The following is a 20596-nucleotide window of genomic DNA, read 5'->3' as shown; positions in this document are numbered from 1 at the left end:
GGGAATCGACACTATCCGCGGTCTCCGACACTCTCGCCGAGCATGCCGCGACGCCAGGAGTCCATGCGCCGCTGAGCGAACGTCGTCCCGAGCTCGTGGCGCGCCTCGGGGTGCTCGGCCCAGAACCGGATGGACGCGTAGATCAGCCACGCGTGGGCCCGGAAGCCGCTGATGTTCAGGTCGAGCAGGAGCTCGTCGTCGGCGGTCCGGAGTTCCACCGAAGGCGTGAAGTCCCCCGTCTTCTCGTCGACGGCGGACACCGTGGGAGCGACGCGCGCGATTCGGGACCAGTCGATGTCGTCGGTGTCGTCGAGGTAGTAGCGGGTCACGCCCGATGGTCCGATCCCGACACCGATCGGCAGGCGTCCGAACGATGCCGCGCGCCAGGTCGAGACGATCGCGAGGACACCGGCCAGCACCAGGACGAGGGCGAGAAGGAGGAGCGGGATCAGCCAGATGAGCGCGAAGGCCGCATCCACCATGACGGAGCGGACGACCGCCCACCCGAAGGCGCAGGCGCCGATCGCTCCCGCGGCGGTGAAGCAGCCGCTGAGCCACGCGCCGGCACCCCGCTCGCGGAAGAAGTGCACCCACGAATCGCGCGGCCGCTCCTTCGCCCGGGTGAGGGCGACCGCGTTGAGGAGCTCGGGCAGGTCGCGTTCCCCGCCCGCACGCTCGAAGTGGACGCCGAAGCCTGCGGTCGCGGCCAGGAAGACGAACGCCCGCCAGGTCGCCGAGCCGACGTCGTCGGCCAGCACGGCGAAGACGACCGAAACCCCGCTGGCGAGCACCACGACCGAGTAGGCGACGACTGTCCACGCGCGGATGCGGGCGGGGGTGCCGACCCGCCAGTCCTCCGGCAGCGGATACGGCGGTGGGAGCACGGGACGTCCGGCGGCGCGGGTGGGCACCAGACGATGAAAGCACAGGCTGACGCGCGCGGGCGGGCACCTGACAGACTGGAGCCGTGACCCAGGACCTCCCCTTCGAGAACCCCTATCGGCACGGGTTCGCACGCGTCGCCGCGTGCACGGTGCCGGTCGCGATCGCCGACCCCGCGACCAACGCCGAGGCGGTCCTCGAAAGTGCGCGCGCCTGCCACGACGAGGGTGTCGCCGTGGCCGTGTTCCCCGAGCTCTGCCTCTCGGGGTACGCGATCGAGGACCTCGTCATGCAGGACGTCGTGCTCGACGCCGTCCTCGCGGCCATCGAGCGGCTGACCGCGGCATCCGTCGACCTCGCGCCCCTCCTCGTCGTCGGAGCGCCGCTGCGGATGCAGAACCGGCTCTACAACTGCGCCGTCGTGATCCACCGCGGACGCGTTCTCGGCGTGGCTCCGAAGTCGCACCTGCCCACCTACCGCGAATTCTACGAATCCCGCTGGTACGCCCGCGGCGACGGCGCCCCGGACACCGTGACCCTCGCGGGCGACGAGGTGCCCGTGGGCACCGGCCTGCTCTTCGAGGCGACCGACGTTCCCGGGCTCGTCGTCCACGCCGAGATCTGCGAGGACTTCTGGGTGCCCGTGCCGCCCTCCTCGCACGCGGCCCTCGCCGGCGCGACCGTCCTCCTCAACCTCTCGGGCAGCCCGATCACGATCGCCCGCGCCGAGGACCGTCGCATCCTCGTGCAGTCGCAGTCCTTCCGGTGTCTCGCCGCCTACGTCTATGCCGCCGCAGGGCAGGGCGAATCGACGAACGACGTCTCGTGGGACGGTCAGACGATCATCTACGAGAACGGCACGCTCCTCGCCGAGACCGAGCGCTTCCCCGACGGGCCGCGGCACGCGATCGCCGACGTCGACCTCGACCGCCTGCGCCAGGACCGCCTGCGCCAGGGCACGTTCGAGGACAACGCGCGCAGCGAAGCCTCGTGGCCGACCCGCATCCCGTTCACGGTCGACCCGGCAGTCTCCGTCCGCGGGCTGCGGCGCCCCCTGGACCGCTTCCCCTTCGTGCCGGACGACCCCGCCCGACTCGACCTCGACTGCTACGAGGCGTTCAACATCCAGGTGTCCGGCCTCGAGCAGCGGCTGCGGGCGATCGGGCAGCCCAAGCCCGTCATCGGCGTCTCGGGTGGCCTCGACTCGACGCACGCCCTGCTCGTCGTCGCCCGAGCCATGGACCGGATGGGCCGGCCGCGAAGCGACATCCTCGCCTTCACGATGCCCGGCTTCGCGACCGGCGAGCACACGAAATCGAACGCCATCGCCCTGGCCGAGGCGATCGGCGCCACGATCGAGACGATCGACATCCGTCCGATGGCGACGGAGCTGCTGACCGGGCTCGGGCATCCGTTCGCGCAGGGCGAGCCCGTCTACGACGTCACCTTCGAGAACGTGCAGGCCGGTGCCCGCACCGACTTCCTCTTCCGCCTCGCCAACCAGCGCGGCGGCGTCGTCATCGGCACGTCCGACCTCTCCGAGCTCGCCCTCGGCTGGGCCACGTACGGCGTCGGCGACCACATGGCGCACTACGGCGTCAACGCGGGTGTGCCGAAGACCCTCATCCAGCACCTCATCCGCTGGGTCATCGCGAACAGCGACGAGTCGGGCGCGACCCTCACCGACCGCGCCAAGGAGGTGCTGCAGGCCGTCCTGGACACCGAGATCAGCCCCGAGCTCGTTCCGGCCGGACAGGACGGCAAGGTGCAGTCCACCGAGAGCACGATCGGGCCGTACGCCTTGCACGACTTCACGCTCTTCCACGTCCTCCGCTACGGCTTCCGTCCGTCGAAGATCGTCTTCCTCGCCGAGCACGCCTGGGCGGATGCGGATGCCGGTGCGTGGCCTCCCGGCTTCCCCGTCGACGACCGGTTCGCCTACGACCGCGGGACGATCGTGCGATGGATGCGGGTGTTCCTGACGCGCTACTTCGGGTTCGCGCAGTTCAAGCGCAGTGCCGTCCCGAACGCGCCGAAAGTCTCGCCCGCGGGCTCGCTGTCGCCGCGCGGCGACTGGCGGGCACCGTCCGACGGGAACGCGACGGCGTGGCTCGCCGAACTCGATGCGGCCTTCCCCGGCGAAGCGTCCTGACCCAGGGGTGGGATGATGGTTCGGTGAAGCTCCTCGTCGCTGCCCTCGATTCCGAACTCGTCGCCTTCCCCGAGGAGCTCCCGGGCTTCGACCGGCTCGTCACCGGCCCCGGCAAGATGCAGGCGACGTACGCATTGACACGTGCTCTCGACCGCGCGACCTACGAGGAGATCGTCGTCGTGGGCACAGCCGGGTCGGTGGATACCGAGACGGTGGGCGTTCACGAGGTGACCACGGCACTGCAGCACGATGTCGCGGACGTCGACGGCGTCGCCGGCCAGCACGTCTCGCTGCCCACGACCGTGTCGATCGCCGGCCGCGAAGGCACGACGATCGCAACGGGAGACCACTTCGTCGACGATGCGGACACCGTGGAGCTGATCCGCTCGCTGGGCGGCACGCTCGTCGACATGGAGGCCTACGCCTACATCTGGGTGGCGCAGCAGTTCGGGGTGCCGATCCGCATCCTGAAGGCGGTCTCCGACAATGCGCAGGATGATGCGATCACCGATTGGCGGGACACCGTCGCGATCTGCAGCGGTCAGCTGCGCGAGCGGATCGCAGCACTCTACGGCGTCTGACGTCCGCGGAGATGCTCAGGCGTCTCGGCGGCTGAACAGCGAGCGCAGCACGAAGAAGACGATCAGCGCCACGACGGCGACGAGCAGCAGCTTCCCGACCAGGAAGATCGCCTTGAGCGCGATGTCGACGACGATCCATGCGATGATCACCGCGACGACGACGCCGAGGATGGTCCAGATCGTGCCTTTTCTCATGCTCTCAGCCTAGGGGCTGTGTCACGACGTCCTGGCGGACGATGCTCGGCCCTTCGGGTGTCGCCTCGACGACGAGCTGTGCAGGGATCTGTTCCTTCATCGCCTCGACGTGGCTGATGACGCCGACGATCCTGCCTCCGGCGCGCAGCTCGTCGAGAGTGCGCATGGCGAGCTCCAGTGTCTCGGGATCGAGGGAGCCGAACCCCTCGTCGATGAACAGCGTGTCGAGCCGGATGCCGCCGGCGCGGGAGGTGACCACCTCGGCGAGCCCCAGGGCGAGCGCGAGCGAGGCCAGGAAGGTCTCACCTCCCGAGAGCGACTGCGGCGAGCGGAGTCTGCCGGTGTGCGCGTCGAGGACCTCGATCGACAGACCGGATGCCGCGCCTCGAGCCTGCTTCGCGTCGGAGTGGCGCAGGGTGTAGCGGCCCGACGACATCTCGGCCAGCCGCAGGTTCGCGGCGGCCACGATCTCCTCGAGCTCGGCCGCGAGGACGAAGGTCTCGAGATCCATCTTCATCGTGTTGGGTGCTCTACCCGCGACGGTGTCGGCCAGGCGCGTGACCGCGGCGGCGTCCTCGGCCTGCGTCGCGACCGCGCCGGCGGCGGCGTCGATGCGCTCGACGAGGTCGCGCAGGCTCTTCGCGAGGTTCGCGGCATCCGCTTCTGCGGAGATCGCGGCGGAACGGGCATCATCCGCCTCTGTCGCGGCGCGGGCTGCGGCGTCCACGGCCCCGGGTTCGACCTGCTGATCGACGGTCTCGAGCTCGAGCTCGAGCGTGCGCGCGCGTGCGGCGGTGACCGCAGCAGCGTGCTCCTCTACGCGGGCCGCGAGCAGGCCGGCCTCGTCGACCGGCAGGAGCGCCGCGAGGACGTCGTCGGGGGTCTCGAATGCCGTGTCCGCGATACGTGTGTCCCGGTCGCCGTCGGCGGCGGCCGCAGCGTCTCGACGAGTCTGCTCGTTCCGGCGAGCGTCGAGGAGCCGTGTGGCGAGCCGGCGCAGATCCTCATCGGCGGCGATGCGCGCCGCGACGCTCTCGTGCTCGCCTCGAGCGGCATCCACCGCTCGCTGCGCGGTCTGCAGTGCGCCCTCGACGGTTGCCAGCTCCTCGCGCACGGCCCCGGCACGCTCGCGCAGGGCGGCCGCCTCGCGGACGGCATCGGCCTCGAGTGCATCGATCTGTTCCGCATCGCGCGTCAGGTCGTCGACGCGGGAGCGCGCGGCCTCGGCGGCGGCGAGCTGGTCGTCGAGGTCCGCGAGCGCGGCCGCCAACTCACCGGTCTCACGGCCACCCGCCGTGGCAACAGCGGCAGCGACGGCCTCCCTCGCCGCGGCGGCTGCCCGCCCGGCATCCTTCTCGGCGACGGCGGCGGCGTCACGCGCCTTCTCAGCGGCGGCGAGGTCGTCATCGGTCACCGGTTCGTCGTCGTGCACCGCCGGACGGGGATGCGACGTCGATCCGCACACCGCGCACGGTTCCCCATCGACGAGGGATGCCGCGAGTTCCCCCGCGTAGCCGCGCAATCGCCGCCGGAGCAGCTCTCCGACACGCGCGGATGCGGCAGCGGCGCCCGCGTTGGCTTCGGCGTACGCCGCGTCGGCCTCGACCAGGCGAGGGATGAGCCGCTCGAGCGATCGAGCGGCATCGAGCCGCGTCGCGAGGTCGGTGCGCGACGCGGCGAGGTCGTCGTGGCGGCCGGCGACGGCGCGCGCTTCGGCCAACCGGCGCGCGGCGTCCTGGCGGCGCTCGGGGACTGTCTCGAGGACCGCCTCCAGGTCGAGGAGCGCCTCGTCGAGGCCGGCCAGCTCCTCGCGGCGCAGATGCTGCGCGTCGCCCAGCGCAGCGGCATCCCGCTCCGCCTCCGCGGCAGCCTGGGCACGGGCGATCCGCCCGGTCAGATCGTCGATCACGGTGGCGAGATCATCGTCGGCGGAGCCGCCGGCCTCGACCCAGGCGTCCTCCGCGACGCGGCCCTCGTCCCGCGACGCGACCCACTCGGCGCTCGCGCGGATCGCGTTCTCGACGGGAGCCCTCAGGGCCTCTGCCGCGCGTGCGCGTTCGACGCGCCCGCGGAGCTCCTCGATCGCGGTCGCCTCCGCCTCGCGTGCGGCGAGCTCAGCGCGGGCCCTCTGGAGGTCGGCGAGACGCTCGGCGATCTGGACGAGCCGTCGATGCTCCGCAGCCGCCCCCTCGGCCCGCGAGGTCGCGACGGCCCGTTCGTTCCCGCGCGCATCGACGCGGTACAGCGCCCGCGCGAGGGCGCGCTCGACGGCCTCCTTGCGCCCGAGCACGTCCGCCTCGAGGGGCGCGTCGCCGGTGTCGGCACCGTGGAGGTCGTGCGCGGAGATCTCGCGCTCGGCGACCTCGAGCAGCGCGCGAACGCGTGCACCGGTCTCGTCGAGCCGCCTCTGCGCGTCCTTCCGACGTTCGTCGAGGGCGTCTTTGTAGACCTCGAACCGCTTCGTCCCGAAGAGGGTGCGCAGCAGCTGCTGACGCTCGGCGTTGGCCGCGAGCAGGAACCGCGAGAACTTGTTCTGCGCGAGCAGGATGACCTGCTGGAACTGTTGAGCGCTGAGCCCGAGCACCTCGTCGAGGGCGATTCCGACCTCGCGCTGCTTGGCTGCGCGGCCGACCCACCGGTCGCCTACCCGCTCCTCGAGCTCGGCTCGCGCCGGTTCGAGTGTGAGGCCCCCGCCGCGCTTGGCGGGGCGCTCGTACTCGGGCGCGCGGGTCACCCGCCAGCGCGTGCCGCCGACGGTGAACTCGAGACGCACCTCGGTCGGATCGGTGAGGAAGCTGTGGTCGCTGCGCAGCCTCCGGTCACCCCCCTCGTACCGGGGCACCGAGCCGTAGAGGGCGAAGCTGACGCCGTCCAGGATGCTCGACTTGCCCGCACCGGTGCGCCCGGAGATGAGGAAGAGCCCGTCGTCGTCGAAGGCATCGAAGTCGACGATCTGCCGTTCGCGGAAAGGCCCGAAACCCGTCAGCTCGAGCCGGTGCAGCTTCACGCGAGGGCCTCCTGGCGCACGCGATCGTCGAGTACCTCGTCGATGAGGTCCGTCTCGCGGTCGGTCGCCCCCTGCCCCTCGCGCACATGGACGAGGAAGGCCTCGACGAGCTCGCGGTCGGAGCGGGCGGCGCGGACCCGCTCGACGTAGGTCGCCGCGTCGCCGGTGCGGACGGTCGACGGTGCGTGCACGACCTTCGCGCAGAAGGGGAACCGCTGCTGCAGCCGACGGAGCGGATCCGCCTCGGGCAGGTCGTCGGTGTACTCGACGCAGACCCAGGCATCCTCGTGGACTGCGTAAGCCTCGTCGGACAGGATCTGGGCGAACGGGCCGCGAAGGGTCACGAGACGGCGCGGTACGGGCAGGTCGAGCCATGCGACGGCGGCGAGTCCGTCGGCATCCAGGTCGATGAGCCAGGACCCGCGGGGCTTGTCGCCCTCGCCGAAGCTGTAGTGCAGCGGCGCGCCGGCGTAGCGCACGTTCTCGGACAGTCGCTGTCGCCCGTGGATGTGACCGAGTGCCATGTAGTCGACGCCGTCGAAGGTCGACAGCGGCACCACATCGAGACCGCCCTGCTGGATGTCGCGCTCGAGGTGCGGGGTGGGCTCGACCCCCGCGGCGAAGCAGTGCGCGATGGCGACGGACCGGCCGCCGCGCTCGGCGAGGTCCGCGCGGACGAGGTCCATGGCGCGGCCCAGCACCGCCGCCTGGGTGCGCACGCCCTCCCACCGGTGCCGCAGCAGCGCCGGCTCGAGGTACGGGATGCCGTAGAAGTGGACGGGCCCGTCGGCGTCGTCGATCGTGAGGGGCGTACCCACGGCATCCGGATCGGTCAGGACGTGGATGCCGTCGCGCAGCAGCCCTGCCTGGAACCCGAGCCGCGCCGCGGAGTCGTGGTTGCCGCTCGTGACCAGGACGCGTGCGCCCGCGTCGGCGATGCCGCGCAGCGCGTCGGACAGGAGCGTGTAGCAGGCGGCGGCCGGCGTCGCCGAGTCGAACACGTCACCCGCGACGATGACGACGTCGACGCCGTGCTCGCGGACCTGGGCGATCAGTTCATCCAGCACACCGCGGAGCGCATCGAGCGTGGAGTGACCGTGGAAGGTCCGCCCGATGTGCCAGTCGGAGGTGTGCAGGATGCGCATGCTCACACGGTAGATCGGGGCTCCGACATCGCCGACGAGGCATGCCGGGCGGGCGTCACTCGGCGATCGGTGACACCGCTCCCCGACGCCGCAGGTTGATCAGGTCGACGACCGAGATGAGGGTCGCAAGCGCCAGGAAGACGCCGACCGCGGCCATCCCGTAGGCGTACGCGTCGTGGAAGATCGCGAGGGATTCGAGCCCGGCATCCGACTCGCGGTAGATCGTCGCGTAGAACAGGGACAGTCCGATGGCCGTCCCGACCGCGGTTCCCACGCGCTGGCCGAGCTGGCCGACCGATCCCGCGAGTCCGCCTTCGCGGACGGGGATCTCGGAGAGCGTGAGGGTCTGGTTCGGCGAGACGACGAGGCCACCGCCGGCGCCGGCGACCAGGAGGGCGGCGGCCATGCCGTAGACGACCGTCTCGGGCGGCATCGTGTACGCGACGATCGTGAGAGCGACGACGCTGACGAGGACGGTCAGCAGCCCGATCGTCACCAACTGACGGCCGAACCGGTGCACGAGCAGTCCGCCGTAGTACGACGACACGGCGCTGGCGACCGCGAAGCCGATCGACACCATCCCCGCGAACACCGGCTCGAGGCCGATCCCGATCTGCAGGAACAGGGTGCCCAGCAGGAACATCGGCGGGATCGCCGTGAAGTACGCCACGACCACGAACGTGCCGTTGCGATAGGAGGAGATGCGGAACATCCGGAAGGGGATGAGAGGCTGACGACCGGACGCCGCGTACCGCCGCTCCCACCAGAAGAACAGGGTCGCGAACAGGACGAAAGCCGTCAGCAGCCACCAGCGGTTGGGGTCGTCGTCCGGCGAGCCTGTGGTGAACAGGAACGGCCACATCAGCGAGACGATCGTGAGCCCGAACAGCACGATGCCGATCGGGTCGAGTTGCAGCGGCTGGCCGGTCGCCTTCCGTGTCTGCGGCAGCAGCCAGATGACACCCGCGAGCACGAGCAGGCAGAGAGGCACGTTGAACCAGAAGATGCCGCGCCACCCGTCAGCCTCGCCGCCCAGGGCGATCATGAGACCGCCGAGGGTGGGCCCGAATGCGGTGGCGATGCCGATCGTCGCGCCGAACATACCGAAGGCGCGGCCGCGCTCCTTGCCTGTGAAGAGCTGCTGGATCGTGCCCATCACCTGGGGCATCTGAATGCCGGCCGCGATGCCCTGCACCAGCCGGGCGGCCATCAGGATCTCGATGCTCGGAGCGAGCGCGCACACGGCGCTCATGACGGTGAACAGGCTGAGCCCGATGATGAAGAGCATCTTGCGGGATCGCTGATCACCGAGGCGGCCGAACGGGACGAGTGCGAGACCGAAGGTGAGGATGTACCCCGAGACGACCAGCTGCAGCTGAGTCGAGGTCGCATCGAGCGATTTCTCGATCGCCGGCAGTCCCACGTTCACCTTGCTGAGGTCGAGGATCGTGAAGGCGGCGACCGATACGCAGACCCAGAACGCCCGCCAGCGCTGAGAAGAGGAGAGAGGGATGCTGGCGGTCACAGGCGATGTCATGGCCGTCCCACGTTAGCGGCAGCCCTGCGGAGGAGGGTCACTCGGCCCGGCGGTCCGCCTGCTCGTCCGTGAGCACGTCGGGATCGAGGCCCTGCTGGATCTCGGCGCTCTCGACGAACGGGTCGGGCGCGGCATCCGGCATCGGAGCACCCTCGCCCCGACCGCGGTCGGCGTCGTCCTCGGCCTCCTTCTGCTCGTTCGTCACCCCGCCGGAGGCGACGATGGAGCTGTCTTCCTCCGACCACCCGCCGGCTGCCGCCGCTTCACTCGTCCGGTCTTCTGCGTGGTCGTCCATGGCCGTCTCCTCGTCGTGGTCGTGCGTTCATGGTGGCCCCCCGGCACCGTCAGACGCACGGGCTTGACCGCATCGGTGCGGCACGACTACGAACGAGGAGGACGCCACGAAGGGAAGAGGATGTCGGGACACGGTCGGGACACGGCGAGCGGGCCGTTCGTGGTGACGCTCGTCGTCGATCTGCCCATCACCAAACCCGACGCGCTCGAGACGATCGCGTTCGCCTGCGACGGCGTCGTCGAGCACGCGCGCACCGCGTACCCGCGTGTGAGCCTCTCCCCCGGCGCCTGGGCGGAGGTCCAGATCCCCAAGTTCGCCGACCCGCCGCCGCTGGCCATCGACGTGTGCTCAGACGAGTCGACGGACACCGCCCGCGCAGCGGCCGACCGGCTCAGGGGCGCTCTCGAGAAGCTCGGCTGGAGGATCCGGGATCCGCGTCCCGGTGAGGCCTAGGCGGTCCGCCGCTCCTTCAGCAACGCCTCGTGGCCGGGGTTCGCGTCGAACCAATCGGCGACGTACCAGCAGACCGGGATGACGCGGCGATCGCCGCGGCGCTCGAGATCGGCGACCGCACGGCGCACGAGCTCCCCCGCGTACCCCGACCCGCGGAAGGTGGGGATCGTGTACGCCCGGGTCAGCGCGATCGTCGTGCCGTCGTCGTTGTAGTCGAGGATGCTGACGAGGTCCTTGCCGCGGTGCAGGCTGTACCGCGCGGCATCCTTCTCGTCGGTGAAGATCAGCTCGCTCATGCGTTCACGGTACGCCGCTCGCGGGACGTCGCACACGATCCCCGGCGGATTGAGCAATCTGTCACATTCCGTCATGCACACGCCGCCGGGCGCGGGCGGTTTGACACATCCCGACGCGGTTCGTCATAATCGGCCACATGACTGACTTCGCACGCACTCTGTCCGCCCGGGAGGCGAACGGAACTGCCGGCATCATGATGCCGCAGCGTGTTGTCATGTGTTGCCGAATGTGTCGCTGACACGGTGATCCCCGCCGGGTCGCGCCGCCGTTTCTGAACACAGCGATCCGACCCCCGAGACTCCAGCACGCCCGCCCACAACGCGGATGCCGGTTTCTCGCACATCGGCCTATCGAGGCCACCCGCGCAACACTCTCGAACCCGCGTCCCGCTCCGGGTTCCCCTTCGAAGGACATCGCCATGTCGACCTCCGCTCTCCTCTCCGCACCCGCCGCTCCCCGTCACCTCCGCGCTGTCGAGGACATCCCCACCCCGCCTGCGACCGAGCGCCCCGCACCCAAGGGCCTGCCCGCCGGCACCGCCCCGCGCGGCTTCGCCCTCTACGTCGGTCTCGACGAGCTCAAGGCCGCCGCCGACGGCGTCAGCCTCTCGGTCATCGTCGACGCCCTCCGCCGCACGATCGCCGACCTCGCCCCCTCCGCCGAGACCCACGCGACGGTCGCCCTCGCTCCGGTCGGCACCGGCGGCCGCGACGTCGACGTCGTCCGTCTAGCCCTGCACGAGCCCGCTGCCGTCGCCCGCACGAAGCCCGAGGAGCCCCTCGACGAGCACGTTCCCGGCGGCGTCACGATCGACATCTCCCGCCGCCGTGTGCACATCGACGGCGAGACCGCGTCGCTCACCTTCAAGGAGTTCGAGCTGCTGCAGTACCTCGTCCTGCGCGAGGGCCGCACGATCGAACGCACCGAGCTCGTCTCTTCGCTGTGGAGCCACGCCGACGACGGCGAGGCCCCCGGCGAGCGCACGATCGACGTGCACGTCCGGCGTCTGCGCTCCAAGCTCGGCCGCTACGAGGACATCGTCCGCACGGTCCGCGGCATCGGCTACCGCTTCGACCGGCACGCCGACGTCGTCATCCGTTACGGTCACGGCACCCCCTCGCCCGACCGCTTCTGATCAGCGGACTGTCGGCACCCGGACGTAGGGTGTCGGCATGAGATCGGGACTGCGTGAACGGATGCCGCATCCGTCGCCGTCCCCGCATCTGAAACCACTCGAGGCGGAGTACCACCCGAAGGCCCCGACCGACGTGCGGGGGGCCATCCGGTACCAGCAGCGCGGCGCGCACGACCCGTCGCAGACCACCGCGGACGGCGTGATCTGGCGCGCGACCCGCACCCCCGAGGGCGTCGCGACCATCGCGATCCGTCCCGGGCTGCGCACCGTCCGGGCGGCCGCCTGGGGACCGGGGGCGGCGCGGACGCTCGATCAGCTCCCGCGGCTGTGCGGCGCGGACGATGACCCGGGCGAGTTCGACGCGTCGCGGCATCCCCTCATCGAGGACGTGCACCGGCGCCACCCGGACCTGCGGATGGGTGCGACGGACCTCGTCTTCGATGCGCTCGTCAGCAGCATCTTCGAGCAGAAGGTCACCGGGTTGCAGGCGTTCGGGGCGTGGCGCTGGATTCTCACCCACCACGGCGAGCCGGCTCCCGGACCGACGCCGCGACCGATGTACGCTCCGCCGGCCGACTGGCGGATGATCCCGAGCTGGTCGTGGCATCGCGCCGGTCTCGAACCGCCGCAGTCGCGGACGATCGTCGACGCCGCGCGCCGCCGCCCGTCGATCGAACGTGCCGCGGTCGCAGCGACGACCGGGGACGACCGTGATCGGGTCTTCATGAGCCTGCCGGGTGTCGGGATCTGGACGAGCGCCGAGGCCCGCATCCGCGCCTTCGGCGACCCCGACGCGGTCAGCTTCGGGGACTACCACGTCGCCCATCAGGTCGGGTACGCGCTGACCGGCTCGCGCGTCGACGACGACGGCATGGCGGAGCTCCTCGAGCCGTGGCGGGGGCAGCGGCAGCGCGTCATCCGCCTCATCTGGGCGAGCGGTGTCGTGGAGCCCCGCCGCGGACCGCGCCTCGCGCCGGAGGACCACCGGAACCGCTGAGGTCAGAGGCCGCGGAGCGCAGCGAGCGCCGTCGACAGATGGTCGAGGACCGCGACGTGTCCGACGGCGGGGATCCGCAGGAGCGTCGCATTCGGGATGCCGTCGGCGATCGCCGTCGCGTGCGACGGCGGGATGACGCGATCGAGCTCACCTTGCACGACCATCACCGGAGCGACGACGTCGGCGAGCGCGAACCCCCAGGGCCGCGTGAAGGCGATGTCGTCGTCGACCAAGCCGTCCGACCCCCACTGCGCGGACGCCGCGACGTCCTCACCCAGCGAGGCCCACGTCTCGTCGAGCGCGCGGTAGTCCGCCTCGACGAAGCTGGTCGGATCGAACTGCTCGACCTCGAGGTGGGCCGTGCGCGACGCGATCCCCGACGTGGCGGATCGAAGAGCGGACGGATCGGCCATGCCCGAGAACCACGAGGCGTCCCCGGGACGGAACGGAGCGATGGACGCGAGGGTGACGACGCCGACGACGCGCTCGGGTGAGAGCGCGGCGACGCCGAGCGCATGGGGGCCGCCCCCGGAGGCTCCCACCGACACGACGTCCCGAAGATCGAGGGCGTCGAGCACGTCAGCGGCCCGCGCGGCCGCGTCCCGTACCGACCGCTCGCGCAGGCGAGGCGCTCCCCCGTAGGCCGGCCGGGCGATCGAGACGACGTCGAGACCCGCGGCATCCGCCATCGCGACCACCGGCGGAAGGACGGCCCCGGTCTGCGGGGAGCCGTGATGCCACAGGAGCACGGGGCGCTCCACCCCGGGCTGTTCGACGCTGGCGTGAACGACATGGTCGGCCAGCTCCGGACGAATGAGCCTCATGCGCGTCACGGTAACGCCCTACGGTCCGATGCGCGAGCGCCGGGCGACGGTAACCGTAGGCTGGCCGCATGGCTCAGCGACAGCGGGGACGCGGGTTCTGGATCCTCGGGACGGTTCTGCTGTTCGCCGGCGGCATCGTGTTCGGGGTGATTCTGCAGAACGTGTGGGTCGGGCTCGTCCTGGCGGCGGCGATCTCGATCGGGTGGCTCATCGCCTACGAGTCGCGCCGCGGGCGGAATCAGGGCATCTACGACCGCGACGACGACGGCGCACAGCTCTGACGTGGACGCGCGAAAGGATCCGCCCGTGGAGTTCCGACCGCTGCGCGAGAGGGACCTGACCTCCATTCCTGCGTGGCTGGCGGGGCATGAGCTACGACCGGATCTGTGGCGCGGCGAGCACACCCGCGCCGCGGTCGCCGAGACCGATGAGATCGTCGCGGTCGGGATCATGTGGACGAGCCGCGTGCACGGCGACCGCTACTGGGTGGATGTCGTGGTGCACCCGGGGCATCGTCGCCGAGGGATCGGGACGGCGATGGCTCATCACCTCGCGGCGCTCCGCGCGGCGCCGCTGGCCCTGATGACACGCGGGTATGTGGACGACCCGGGGCTCGCCTTCGCCGATGCGCTCGGTGCGCGGACGATCCAGATCGTGCCGCCCGCGAAGACGACGACGGCGGCGCGGACCGCGCTGCGCGCAGGTCCGGCGACGATCGCCGTCGGTTCCGTCGACCGCGCGGTGATCGAGGCAGCCAACGCCCGGATCTACGAGTGGACGCACGCGTCCTGGAGCCCGGTCGCCACCGGGTTCGCCGACGCGCTCAACGAGGACCTGTGGGACGAGATCGACCCCGAGGCATCCTCCGTCGTGATGGATTCGACCGGCCGTGTCCTCGCACTGGCCCTCGTCTACCTTGACGGCGAGACCCCGCTGCTGACGGCCGAGACGACGGATGCCGCGACCCCCGACGGCGAGCGCCTCGTCGAAGCCTGCATCCTCCGCTCGCTCGACGTCCTGTCGGACCGTGGCGTCGTCGACGTGGAGTTCGACGGGCACGTCAGTGACCCGCACTTCCTTCCGGTTCTCGCGCGCGTGAAGCCGACCGGTCGTTGGTTCCGCCTCGTCGAGATCCCGGTGCTGTGATCAGGATTCCGCTCGACCTGGACGCCGATCCGGACCTGCCCGACGCGATCGCCGTGCGGGTGGTCGCCGAGATCGACGGCACGATCCACGGCCTCATCGTCGACACGGGCGGCGCGCGCAGCGGCCTCGCCGACGGGCCTCTGACGGAGACGCTCGAGCGGCTCGCCCCGCAGGATCCGGGCGGCGGCGGGGTGTTCTCCTGCGCCGGCTCGACGGAGCGCGTCACCGCGCGTGAACTGCGGATCGGCGACCTCGTGATCGACCGGCCGGTGTTCGACCTCGAACCGAATCCCGCCGCGCCCTCGCTGCTGGGGCTCGACGTTCTCCGCCACCACCGGCTCGACTTCAACTTCAGCGACGCGCAACTCGTCCTCGACGTCGAGTCGCCCGTGGACGAGCGGCGCGCGCTGGTGCAGTCCTCGCGCGGGCATCCGTACGTCGAGGTCGCCTGGGCGGATGGCGCGTGGCCGGCCATCTGGGACTCGGGCGCGAGCGTGAGCGTCATCGACCGGGGTGTCGTGGCGCGGCATCCGGAACACTTCCACCCTGCGGGCGAGGCGGCGGGGACGGATGCCTCGGGTGCCGTGGACGAGCTTCCGCTCGTCCTGCTGCCGGAGGTGAGCATCGAAGGTCGCCGGTTCGCTCCGTCGATCGCCGCCGTGGCCGACATCGCCGGGCTCGCCCGCCCCGGCGACCCGCCGTTCGAGCTCATCCTCGGGATGCCGGTGCTCCGCCACGCGGATTGGGCGCTCGACCTGCGCGACGGCTGGTGGGGCTACCTCGTCTGACCCTCAGCCCACGCGGGAGCGGCGGTCAGCGGCGTCCTCGCCGCCGTGCCGCGCGGCGAGCCGCACGATCCAGTAGATCCCCCAGACGAGCAGCGCGATCATCGCGACGACTCCGAGGAGGATCAGCAGATGCCAGCCGACGAGTCCACCCATGCTCACATCTCCTCGTGGGTGTCGGGGTCGCCGTCCCACAGCCGGCCACGCTCGAGGGCGGAGATCGCGGCCACCTCACCATCCGTCAGCGAGAACTCGAACACGTCGGCGTTCTCGGCCTGGCGGGCGGGGTCGGCGGACTTCGGGATCGGGGTGGTCCCCAGCTGCACGTGCCAGCGCAGCACGACCTGGGTGGGCGTGACGCCGTGGGCGGCGGCGGCATCCGTCACCACCTGCTCGCTCAGGAGCTCCGACCGGCGCGCGAGCGGGCTCCAGCTCTCGGTGCGGATGCCCTGCGAGGCGTGGAAAGCCCGCAGGTGCGCCTGCGGGAAGTAGGGGTGGAGCTCGACCTGGTTCACCGCGGGAACGACGCCGGTCGCCTCGATGATGCGGGCGAGCATCGGCTCGGTGAAGTTGGAGACGCCGACCGATCCGACACGTCCCTCCTTCTGCAGGTCGACCATGGCGCGGTAGGTGTCGACGTACTTGTCGACGCTCGGGTTCGGCCAGTGGATGAGGTACAGGTCGATGCGCTCGAGCCCGAGGCGCTCCAGCGACCCCTCGGCGCTACGACGCGTCTCGTCGTACCCGTGGTCGCGTCCGGGCACCTTCGTCGTGACAAGGAGGTCATCACGGATGCCGCTGCGCCGGACGGCCTCGCCGACCTCGCGCTCGTTCTCGTAGTTCACCGCCGAATCGAGCAGGCGGTAGCCGCCTTCGATCGCGGTCACGATCGACTGCGTCCCCTCCTCGCCGCGCAGGTTGTAGGTGCCGAGACCGAGCTGCGGGAACGCGGTGCCGTCGTTGAGGGAGACCGTGGGGATGCTGACCATTCCGCCACCGTACGCCCGATCCGGACCCTTGGGGGATAACCCGAACCGAGGTCTCCGGACGGCCCGGATGTGGGGCGCGGACCTCGCCCCTAGCGTGGGTGACATGACTTCCGACACCTCCTCGCCACCGCGACGGCTCCGGCCGTTGCAACGGCTCGGCGCGCTCGCGCAGCTCGCCGCCGTCGCCCTGGTGGGCATCGGCATCCTGACCACCGTCGTCACCCTCTTCGGCACCGGTGTGGGGCTCGCGCTCGTCTTCGGCATCGGCATCCCCCTGATGATCGCCGCGGTCTACCTCGCCTGGGCCGGCGCCTGGCTCGAGCACGAGCGGGCCGAGGGTCTGTACGGGCATGGCATCCCGCCGCTGGCGATCCGTACGAGCGGCGAGCCGGGCTTCCGCGGATTCCTCCGCACGCTGTGGCTCCAGTTCATCGACGGGGCGATGTGGCGGGGCATCGGCAGCTTCGCGATCGCGACGGTCCTCGGCTGGATCGTCATCGGCGCCGCGTCGGCCGTCGTCACCGGCATCGGGCTCGCCGTCTCGCCCCTCGGCAACGCCGCGGGCGGGCGGCTGCCCATCTTCGGCATACCCGTCGCCGACGGCTGGGCGGTCGCGGGCGGCATCCTCACGGTCCTGGTGAGCCTCGGCATCCTGTTCGGCATCTCGCTCCTCGACGACCTGTTGACCCGGTCGATCCTCGTCCCCTCGCGGGAGGCCGTCCTCGCCGAACAGGCACGCACCGCGGGAGCCCAGCGGGCCGGCGCCGTGCGGGCCAGCGAGGTCGAGCGCACCCGCATCGAACGCGATCTGCACGACGGCGTCCAGCCGCGGCTCGTCTCGGTCGGGATGACCCTCGGCATGGCGCAGCAGAAGATCGACTCCGACCCGGTCGCGGCCAAGGCGCTGATCGACGAGGCGCACACCTCGACGAAGGCGGCCATCACCGAGCTGCGCCAGCTAGCCCGCGGCATTCACGCCTCGGTCCTCGACGACCGGGGACTGGATGCCGCCCTCTCGGCCCTCGCGGCACGATCGCACGTCCCCGTCGCACTCGACGTCCGCCTCGACGAACGCTGCAGCGCGACCTCGGAGGCCGCCGTGTACTTCGTCATCGCCGAGTCGCTCACGAACGCCGCCAAGCACGCCCGCGCCACCGAGGTGCGCGTCGTGGCCCGCAGCCGCGGCGACGCCGCCACCGGGCGCCTCATCTGGGCGCGCGTCGAGGACAACGGCATCGGCGGCGCCCGGGTGCTCCCCGGTGGTGGTCTCGACGGGATCATGAACCGGGTGCTCGCCGCCGGCGGCACCGCCACGCTCGACAGCCCGGCCGGTGGGCCGACGGCTCTGGAGGTGACGGTCCCGTGCGCATCCTGATCTGCGAGGACTCGACGCTGCTGCGCGAAGGCCTGGTCCGCGTGCTGGAGGACGCCGGCCACTCCGTCGTCGCCGCGCTGCCGAACGCCGACGGGATCGTCGAGACGGTCACCGAGACCGCCCCGGAGCTCTGCATCCTCGACGTGCGACTGCCGCCGACGTTCACCGACGAGGGCATCCGGGCGGCGCTGACGCTGCGGGCGCAGCATCCGTCTCTCCCCGTCCTGGTGCTCAGTCAGTACGTCGAGGAGCGCTACGCGAGCGACCTCATCACCGGGCAGAACGCGGCCCTCGGGTACCTGCTGAAGGACCGCGTGGCCGATGTGAAGGACTTCCTCGACTCGATCGACCGGATCGCCGCCGGCGCCACGGTCCTCGACCCCGAGGTCGTCGCCCAGCTGCTGACCCGACGGGCGCGGGACGAGCGGATGTCGCGCCTCACCGACCGGGAACGCTCCGTCCTCGCGCTCATCGCCGAGGGCAAGAGCAACGCGGCCATCGCCGTCGCGCTCTTCGTCTCGGAGGCGAGCGTCGAGAAGTACATCACCTCGCTCTTCTCGAAGCTCGGCCTCGAACAGGACGAGCACGGCAACCGACGGGTGCTGGCCGCACTCGTCCACCTCGAACACGGCACACCACCCGCCACCGGCCATCCCGATCAGAACGGAACGCTCCGATGAGCATCGACCTCACTCCCCCTCCCACGCCGTCGCCGACCCCCGACGCGCAGCCGCCGCAGCAGCCGCGGCGTGCGTCCGCGCAGATCGTCTCGATCATCGCCATGTCGCTCGGCGGCCTGCTGCTGCTCGGGACGCTGGTGTCGGGCATCGGCTCGATCGCCTACGCGACCGCGGATCGCGGCGAGGGTGAACGTTCGGCCGATGTGGCAGGCGTCACGGGCCTGTCGCTCGATGTCTCGGCCGGCCACGTCGTCGTCGAATACGCGGACGTCGATCAGGCGATCCTCGCCGTCGACGGGAATCGCGACTGGAAGCTCGAGCGACGCGGCGAGACGCTGTCACTTTCCAACTCGCGCCCGTGGTGGATGCTGCAGGTGGGCTTCGACGCGACCGATAACCGAGCGACGTTGACCCTCCCCGAGGAGATGGCGGACCAGAAGCTGAATGCCGACGTCAACGTCGCGGCAGGATCGGTCACGGCAGACGGCACCTACGGGCTCCTCGACGTGTCGGTCGGTGCGGGCGACGCGACGGTGACCGGCACCGCGGACGACGTCCGGGTCGATGTCAGCGCCGGTGATGCCGACGTCGCAGTCGACGGGGTGCAGCGCGCGAATCTCACCATCGGCGCGGGTCAGATCACTGCCGACCTCCGCGGCGAGGCCCTCGATGACGTCCGTGTCGACGTCAGCGCGGGCACCCTCGTGGCGTCCCTCCCTGACGAGGCGTACCGCGTGAGGTCCGACGTCTCCATCGGCACGTTCGACAACCGTCTGCAGACCTCGACGAGCGCCACCCGCACCATCGACGCCACCGTCTCGGCCGGCACGGTCACCCTCCGCCCCGGCGTTTAGCCCCGCTGCACGCGGCGAGCCGTCGCAGATGGTCGCCCCCGGAACGGGGAAGCGACCATCCGCGACGGCTCGTGATGTGTGAGGCGTCAGCCGACAGCGGCGATCTCGTTCGGGACGTGGTCGAGCTTGACGGTCTTCGCGATCGTGTCGGCGTCGAGGTCGACGACGACGATCTCCCTGTCGGCCGGGTCGGTCACGTAGGCGAAGGAACCCGCGACCTTCACTGACGGGTGCGGATCCTGCCACTCGGCCGGCCCCTCCCACGGGTCCACGACGGCAAGCGACGAGACGACCTCGCCCGTGGCCGGGTCGATCGTGTGCAGCTTGCCGTCCGTCCCGATCAGCACAGCCTCGGCATCCGGGCCGCGACCGACGCCGCGGTAGGTGTACTCGACGCCCTCGGGCAGCGCGACCTTCTCGAGCGTGTTCGCCTCGGTGTCGATCAGGGTGATGTTGCGCAGGAGGTACCCCTCGGCGTCCGGGTCGTCCTTGTAGTCCATGACCACGAGAGGGCTCTTCTCGGAGACGTACGCGTTGCCCATGCGGCCGTACACGTCGGGCGAGGTGAGCTTCGTGATCTCGCCGCGCTTCACGACGAGAGCGCCGTTCTCGCAGCCGAACACGACGACCTCGTCCTTCGCGGTTCCCTCGCCGTGGACGCCGGGGCATTCGTCGTTGGTCGCGATCTCGTTGCGGTCCTCGTCGAGGACGCGGATGCCGGTGCGCCCCGAGTCGTCGCCGACGGTCGTCAGCAGGGTGCCGTCCTCGAGCTCGACCGAGACGCCGTGGTGTGCCGTGACGCCGGGGATGACCTCGGCCTCCGGGAGGGCGTCGCCGGTCTTCGCCAGCTCGGCGGAGTCGAAGATCGTCGTGTCGCTCGTCGCGTCGTCGTACAGCACCGTCTTCCCGGCGTGCGAGACGACGTGACCCGCGGTGTCCGCGGGAACGACCAGGTCGGTCAGCTCGGGCTCCTGCACGTCGAGCAGCTGGAAGCCCTTCGATGTGGTGACCATCACATGCCGACCATCGCCGGCCGGATTGAGACGGATGAAGTCCTCGGAATCGAACTCGCCGAGGTTCTCGTAGTCGTCACCGCCGAGGACGAGCACGCCGCCCTCGTAGGCGACCGCGATGCGGGGTCCGGCGGGCGCTGTCTGCGCGGCGCTGTCGGCCGGGTCGGATGCCGGCCGCTCGGCGGACGCGCAGCCCGCGAGGATCAGGGCAGCGCCACCCGCCAGGGCGGCGAACTGCAGGGTCTTCTTCATGG

Annotated in this window: 22 protein-coding genes; 11 read left to right on the top strand and 11 right to left on the bottom strand. The window is 71.0% G+C overall.

From position 1 onward, the window contains the following. Positions 1-11: 11 nt before the first annotated feature. A complete protein-coding gene (locus ACIQLK_RS05320; protein ID WP_400363252.1) occupies positions 12-911 on the bottom strand; it encodes a hypothetical protein in 900 nt (299 codons plus the stop codon). A gap of 56 nt (positions 912-967) precedes the next feature. Here ACIQLK_RS05320 and ACIQLK_RS05315 point away from each other — a divergent pair, with 56 nt between their 5' ends. Continuing rightward, the gene (locus tag ACIQLK_RS05315) at positions 968-3034 is read left to right on the top strand and encodes an NAD(+) synthase (RefSeq protein ID WP_400363251.1); all 2067 of its coding nucleotides are present in this window, start codon (positions 968-970) and stop codon (positions 3032-3034) included. Positions 3035-3057: 23 nt separating this feature from the next. Next, positions 3058-3615 (top strand): nucleosidase, encoded by a 558-nt coding sequence (locus tag ACIQLK_RS05310; protein WP_400363250.1) that lies wholly within the window; start codon positions 3058-3060, stop codon positions 3613-3615. Positions 3616-3630: 15 nt separating this feature from the next. Here the strand turns inward: ACIQLK_RS05310 and ACIQLK_RS05305 are convergent, their stop codons facing one another. From ACIQLK_RS05305 to ACIQLK_RS05285, 5 genes are read right to left on the bottom strand one after another with little or no spacing between them, the layout of a single operon-like run. Further along, positions 3631-3810, bottom strand: a complete 180-nt coding sequence (locus ACIQLK_RS05305; RefSeq protein ID WP_018186829.1) for a hypothetical protein — start codon at positions 3808-3810, stop codon at positions 3631-3633. A 4-nt stretch (positions 3811-3814) separates the two neighbouring features. Next, positions 3815-6817 carry an AAA family ATPase gene (locus tag ACIQLK_RS05300; protein WP_400363249.1) on the bottom strand — a complete coding sequence of 1001 codons (3003 nt, stop codon included), beginning with the start codon at positions 6815-6817 and terminating at the stop codon, positions 3815-3817. Then, positions 6814-7962: an exonuclease SbcCD subunit D gene (locus ACIQLK_RS05295; protein ID WP_400363248.1), complete on the bottom strand. Its 1149-nt coding sequence runs from the start codon at positions 7960-7962 to the stop codon at positions 6814-6816. Before ACIQLK_RS05295 ends, ACIQLK_RS05300 begins: the two co-directional genes overlap by 4 nt. 55 nt (positions 7963-8017) lie before the next feature. Continuing rightward, entirely contained in the window at positions 8018-9499 is a 1482-nt protein-coding gene (locus tag ACIQLK_RS05290; RefSeq protein WP_400363247.1) for an MFS transporter, read from the bottom strand. Between the two features lie 37 nt (positions 9500-9536). Next, positions 9537-9794: a hypothetical protein gene (locus ACIQLK_RS05285; RefSeq protein ID WP_400363246.1), complete on the bottom strand. Its 258-nt coding sequence runs from the start codon at positions 9792-9794 to the stop codon at positions 9537-9539. A gap of 120 nt (positions 9795-9914) precedes the next feature. Here ACIQLK_RS05285 and ACIQLK_RS05280 point away from each other — a divergent pair, with 120 nt between their 5' ends. Further along, complete coding sequence (locus ACIQLK_RS05280; protein ID WP_400363245.1) at positions 9915-10247, top strand: hypothetical protein; 333 nt, start codon at positions 9915-9917, stop codon at positions 10245-10247. Here the strand turns inward: ACIQLK_RS05280 and ACIQLK_RS05275 are convergent. Further along, complete coding sequence (locus ACIQLK_RS05275; RefSeq protein WP_400363244.1) at positions 10244-10543, bottom strand: GNAT family N-acetyltransferase; 300 nt, start codon at positions 10541-10543, stop codon at positions 10244-10246. The genes ACIQLK_RS05280 and ACIQLK_RS05275 overlap by 4 nt on opposite strands. Before the next feature lie 419 nt (positions 10544-10962). Here ACIQLK_RS05275 and ACIQLK_RS05270 point away from each other — a divergent pair, with 419 nt between their 5' ends. Next, positions 10963-11679, top strand: a complete 717-nt coding sequence (locus tag ACIQLK_RS05270; RefSeq protein WP_400363243.1) for a winged helix-turn-helix domain-containing protein — start codon at positions 10963-10965, stop codon at positions 11677-11679. A gap of 61 nt (positions 11680-11740) precedes the next feature. After that, positions 11741-12676: a DNA-3-methyladenine glycosylase family protein gene (locus tag ACIQLK_RS05265; protein WP_400363871.1), complete on the top strand. Its 936-nt coding sequence runs from the start codon at positions 11741-11743 to the stop codon at positions 12674-12676. A 2-nt stretch (positions 12677-12678) separates the two neighbouring features. On the opposite strand, the gene ACIQLK_RS05260 is transcribed toward ACIQLK_RS05265, so the two are convergent. After that, a complete protein-coding gene (locus ACIQLK_RS05260) occupies positions 12679-13500 on the bottom strand; it encodes an alpha/beta fold hydrolase (protein ID WP_400363242.1) in 822 nt (273 codons plus the stop codon). Positions 13501-13568: 68 nt separating this feature from the next. On the opposite strand from ACIQLK_RS05260, the gene ACIQLK_RS05255 reads away from it, so the two are divergent. Genes ACIQLK_RS05255 through ACIQLK_RS05245 form a run of 3 tightly spaced genes read left to right on the top strand, consistent with a single transcriptional unit; the run spans position 13569 to position 15434 of the window. Then, on the top strand, positions 13569-13781 hold the full coding sequence (locus tag ACIQLK_RS05255; RefSeq protein ID WP_400363241.1) for a hypothetical protein: 213 nt from the start codon (positions 13569-13571) through the stop codon (positions 13779-13781). 25 nt (positions 13782-13806) lie between these two features. Beyond that, the gene (locus ACIQLK_RS05250) at positions 13807-14646 is read left to right on the top strand and encodes a GNAT family N-acetyltransferase (RefSeq protein ID WP_400363240.1); all 840 of its coding nucleotides are present in this window, start codon (positions 13807-13809) and stop codon (positions 14644-14646) included. After that, positions 14643-15434, top strand: a complete 792-nt coding sequence (locus ACIQLK_RS05245) for an aspartyl protease family protein (protein ID WP_400363239.1) — start codon at positions 14643-14645, stop codon at positions 15432-15434. The genes ACIQLK_RS05250 and ACIQLK_RS05245 overlap by 4 nt, the downstream gene beginning before the upstream one ends. Before the next feature lie 3 nt (positions 15435-15437). On the opposite strand, the gene ACIQLK_RS05240 is transcribed toward ACIQLK_RS05245, so the two are convergent. Together ACIQLK_RS05240 and ACIQLK_RS05235 are read right to left on the bottom strand one after the other, a co-directional pair. Then, the gene (locus tag ACIQLK_RS05240; RefSeq protein WP_400363238.1) at positions 15438-15587 is read right to left on the bottom strand and encodes a hypothetical protein; all 150 of its coding nucleotides are present in this window, start codon (positions 15585-15587) and stop codon (positions 15438-15440) included. Between the two features lie 2 nt (positions 15588-15589). Beyond that, the gene (locus ACIQLK_RS05235) at positions 15590-16420 is read right to left on the bottom strand and encodes an aldo/keto reductase (RefSeq protein ID WP_400363237.1); all 831 of its coding nucleotides are present in this window, start codon (positions 16418-16420) and stop codon (positions 15590-15592) included. Between the two features lie 103 nt (positions 16421-16523). Here ACIQLK_RS05235 and ACIQLK_RS05230 point away from each other — a divergent pair, with 103 nt between their 5' ends. From ACIQLK_RS05230 to ACIQLK_RS05220, 3 genes are read left to right on the top strand one after another with little or no spacing between them, the layout of a single operon-like run. Next, positions 16524-17795 (top strand): histidine kinase, encoded by a 1272-nt coding sequence (locus ACIQLK_RS05230; protein WP_400363236.1) that lies wholly within the window; start codon positions 16524-16526, stop codon positions 17793-17795. Further along, positions 17783-18475 carry a response regulator gene (locus tag ACIQLK_RS05225; protein ID WP_400363235.1) on the top strand — a complete coding sequence of 231 codons (693 nt, stop codon included), beginning with the start codon at positions 17783-17785 and terminating at the stop codon, positions 18473-18475. The genes ACIQLK_RS05230 and ACIQLK_RS05225 overlap by 13 nt, the downstream gene beginning before the upstream one ends. Further along, the gene (locus ACIQLK_RS05220) at positions 18472-19329 is read left to right on the top strand and encodes a hypothetical protein (RefSeq protein WP_400363234.1); all 858 of its coding nucleotides are present in this window, start codon (positions 18472-18474) and stop codon (positions 19327-19329) included. The genes ACIQLK_RS05225 and ACIQLK_RS05220 overlap by 4 nt, the downstream gene beginning before the upstream one ends. An 86-nt stretch (positions 19330-19415) precedes the next feature. On the opposite strand, the gene aztD is transcribed toward ACIQLK_RS05220, so the two are convergent. Continuing rightward, positions 19416-20594 (bottom strand): zinc metallochaperone AztD, encoded by a 1179-nt coding sequence (aztD, locus tag ACIQLK_RS05215; protein ID WP_400363233.1) that lies wholly within the window; start codon positions 20592-20594, stop codon positions 19416-19418. Between the last annotated feature and the right edge of the window lie 2 nt (positions 20595-20596).

Origin of the sequence: Microbacterium sp. NPDC091382, assembly GCF_044757025.1 — a bacterium.
Lineage (GTDB): Bacteria > Actinomycetota > Actinomycetes > Actinomycetales > Microbacteriaceae > Microbacterium.
This window is presented reverse-complemented; position numbering and strand designations above follow the sequence as displayed.

Coding starts and splice junctions, on each gene's coding strand:
- ACIQLK_RS05265 (WP_400363871.1), top strand. CDS start 11,741: ATGCCGCATCCGTCGCCGTCCCCGCATCTGAAACCACTCGAGGCGGAG.
- ACIQLK_RS05275 (WP_400363244.1), bottom strand. CDS start 10,543: ATGAGCGAGCTGATCTTCACCGACGAGAAGGATGCCGCGCGGTACAGC.
- ACIQLK_RS05235 (WP_400363237.1), bottom strand. CDS start 16,420: ATGGTCAGCATCCCCACGGTCTCCCTCAACGACGGCACCGCGTTCCCG.
- ACIQLK_RS05270 (WP_400363243.1), top strand. CDS start 10,963: ATGTCGACCTCCGCTCTCCTCTCCGCACCCGCCGCTCCCCGTCACCTC.
- ACIQLK_RS05280 (WP_400363245.1), top strand. CDS start 9,915: ATGTCGGGACACGGTCGGGACACGGCGAGCGGGCCGTTCGTGGTGACG.
- ACIQLK_RS05285 (WP_400363246.1), bottom strand. CDS start 9,794: ATGGACGACCACGCAGAAGACCGGACGAGTGAAGCGGCGGCAGCCGGC.
- ACIQLK_RS05255 (WP_400363241.1), top strand. CDS start 13,569: ATGGCTCAGCGACAGCGGGGACGCGGGTTCTGGATCCTCGGGACGGTT.
- ACIQLK_RS05240 (WP_400363238.1), bottom strand. CDS start 15,587: ATGGGTGGACTCGTCGGCTGGCATCTGCTGATCCTCCTCGGAGTCGTC.
- aztD (WP_400363233.1), bottom strand. CDS start 20,594: ATGAAGAAGACCCTGCAGTTCGCCGCCCTGGCGGGTGGCGCTGCCCTG.
- ACIQLK_RS05305 (WP_018186829.1), bottom strand. CDS start 3,810: ATGAGAAAAGGCACGATCTGGACCATCCTCGGCGTCGTCGTCGCGGTG.
- ACIQLK_RS05230 (WP_400363236.1), top strand. CDS start 16,524: ATGACTTCCGACACCTCCTCGCCACCGCGACGGCTCCGGCCGTTGCAA.
- ACIQLK_RS05260 (WP_400363242.1), bottom strand. CDS start 13,500: ATGAGGCTCATTCGTCCGGAGCTGGCCGACCATGTCGTTCACGCCAGC.
- ACIQLK_RS05290 (WP_400363247.1), bottom strand. CDS start 9,499: ATGACATCGCCTGTGACCGCCAGCATCCCTCTCTCCTCTTCTCAGCGC.
- ACIQLK_RS05220 (WP_400363234.1), top strand. CDS start 18,472: ATGAGCATCGACCTCACTCCCCCTCCCACGCCGTCGCCGACCCCCGAC.
- ACIQLK_RS05295 (WP_400363248.1), bottom strand. CDS start 7,962: ATGCGCATCCTGCACACCTCCGACTGGCACATCGGGCGGACCTTCCAC.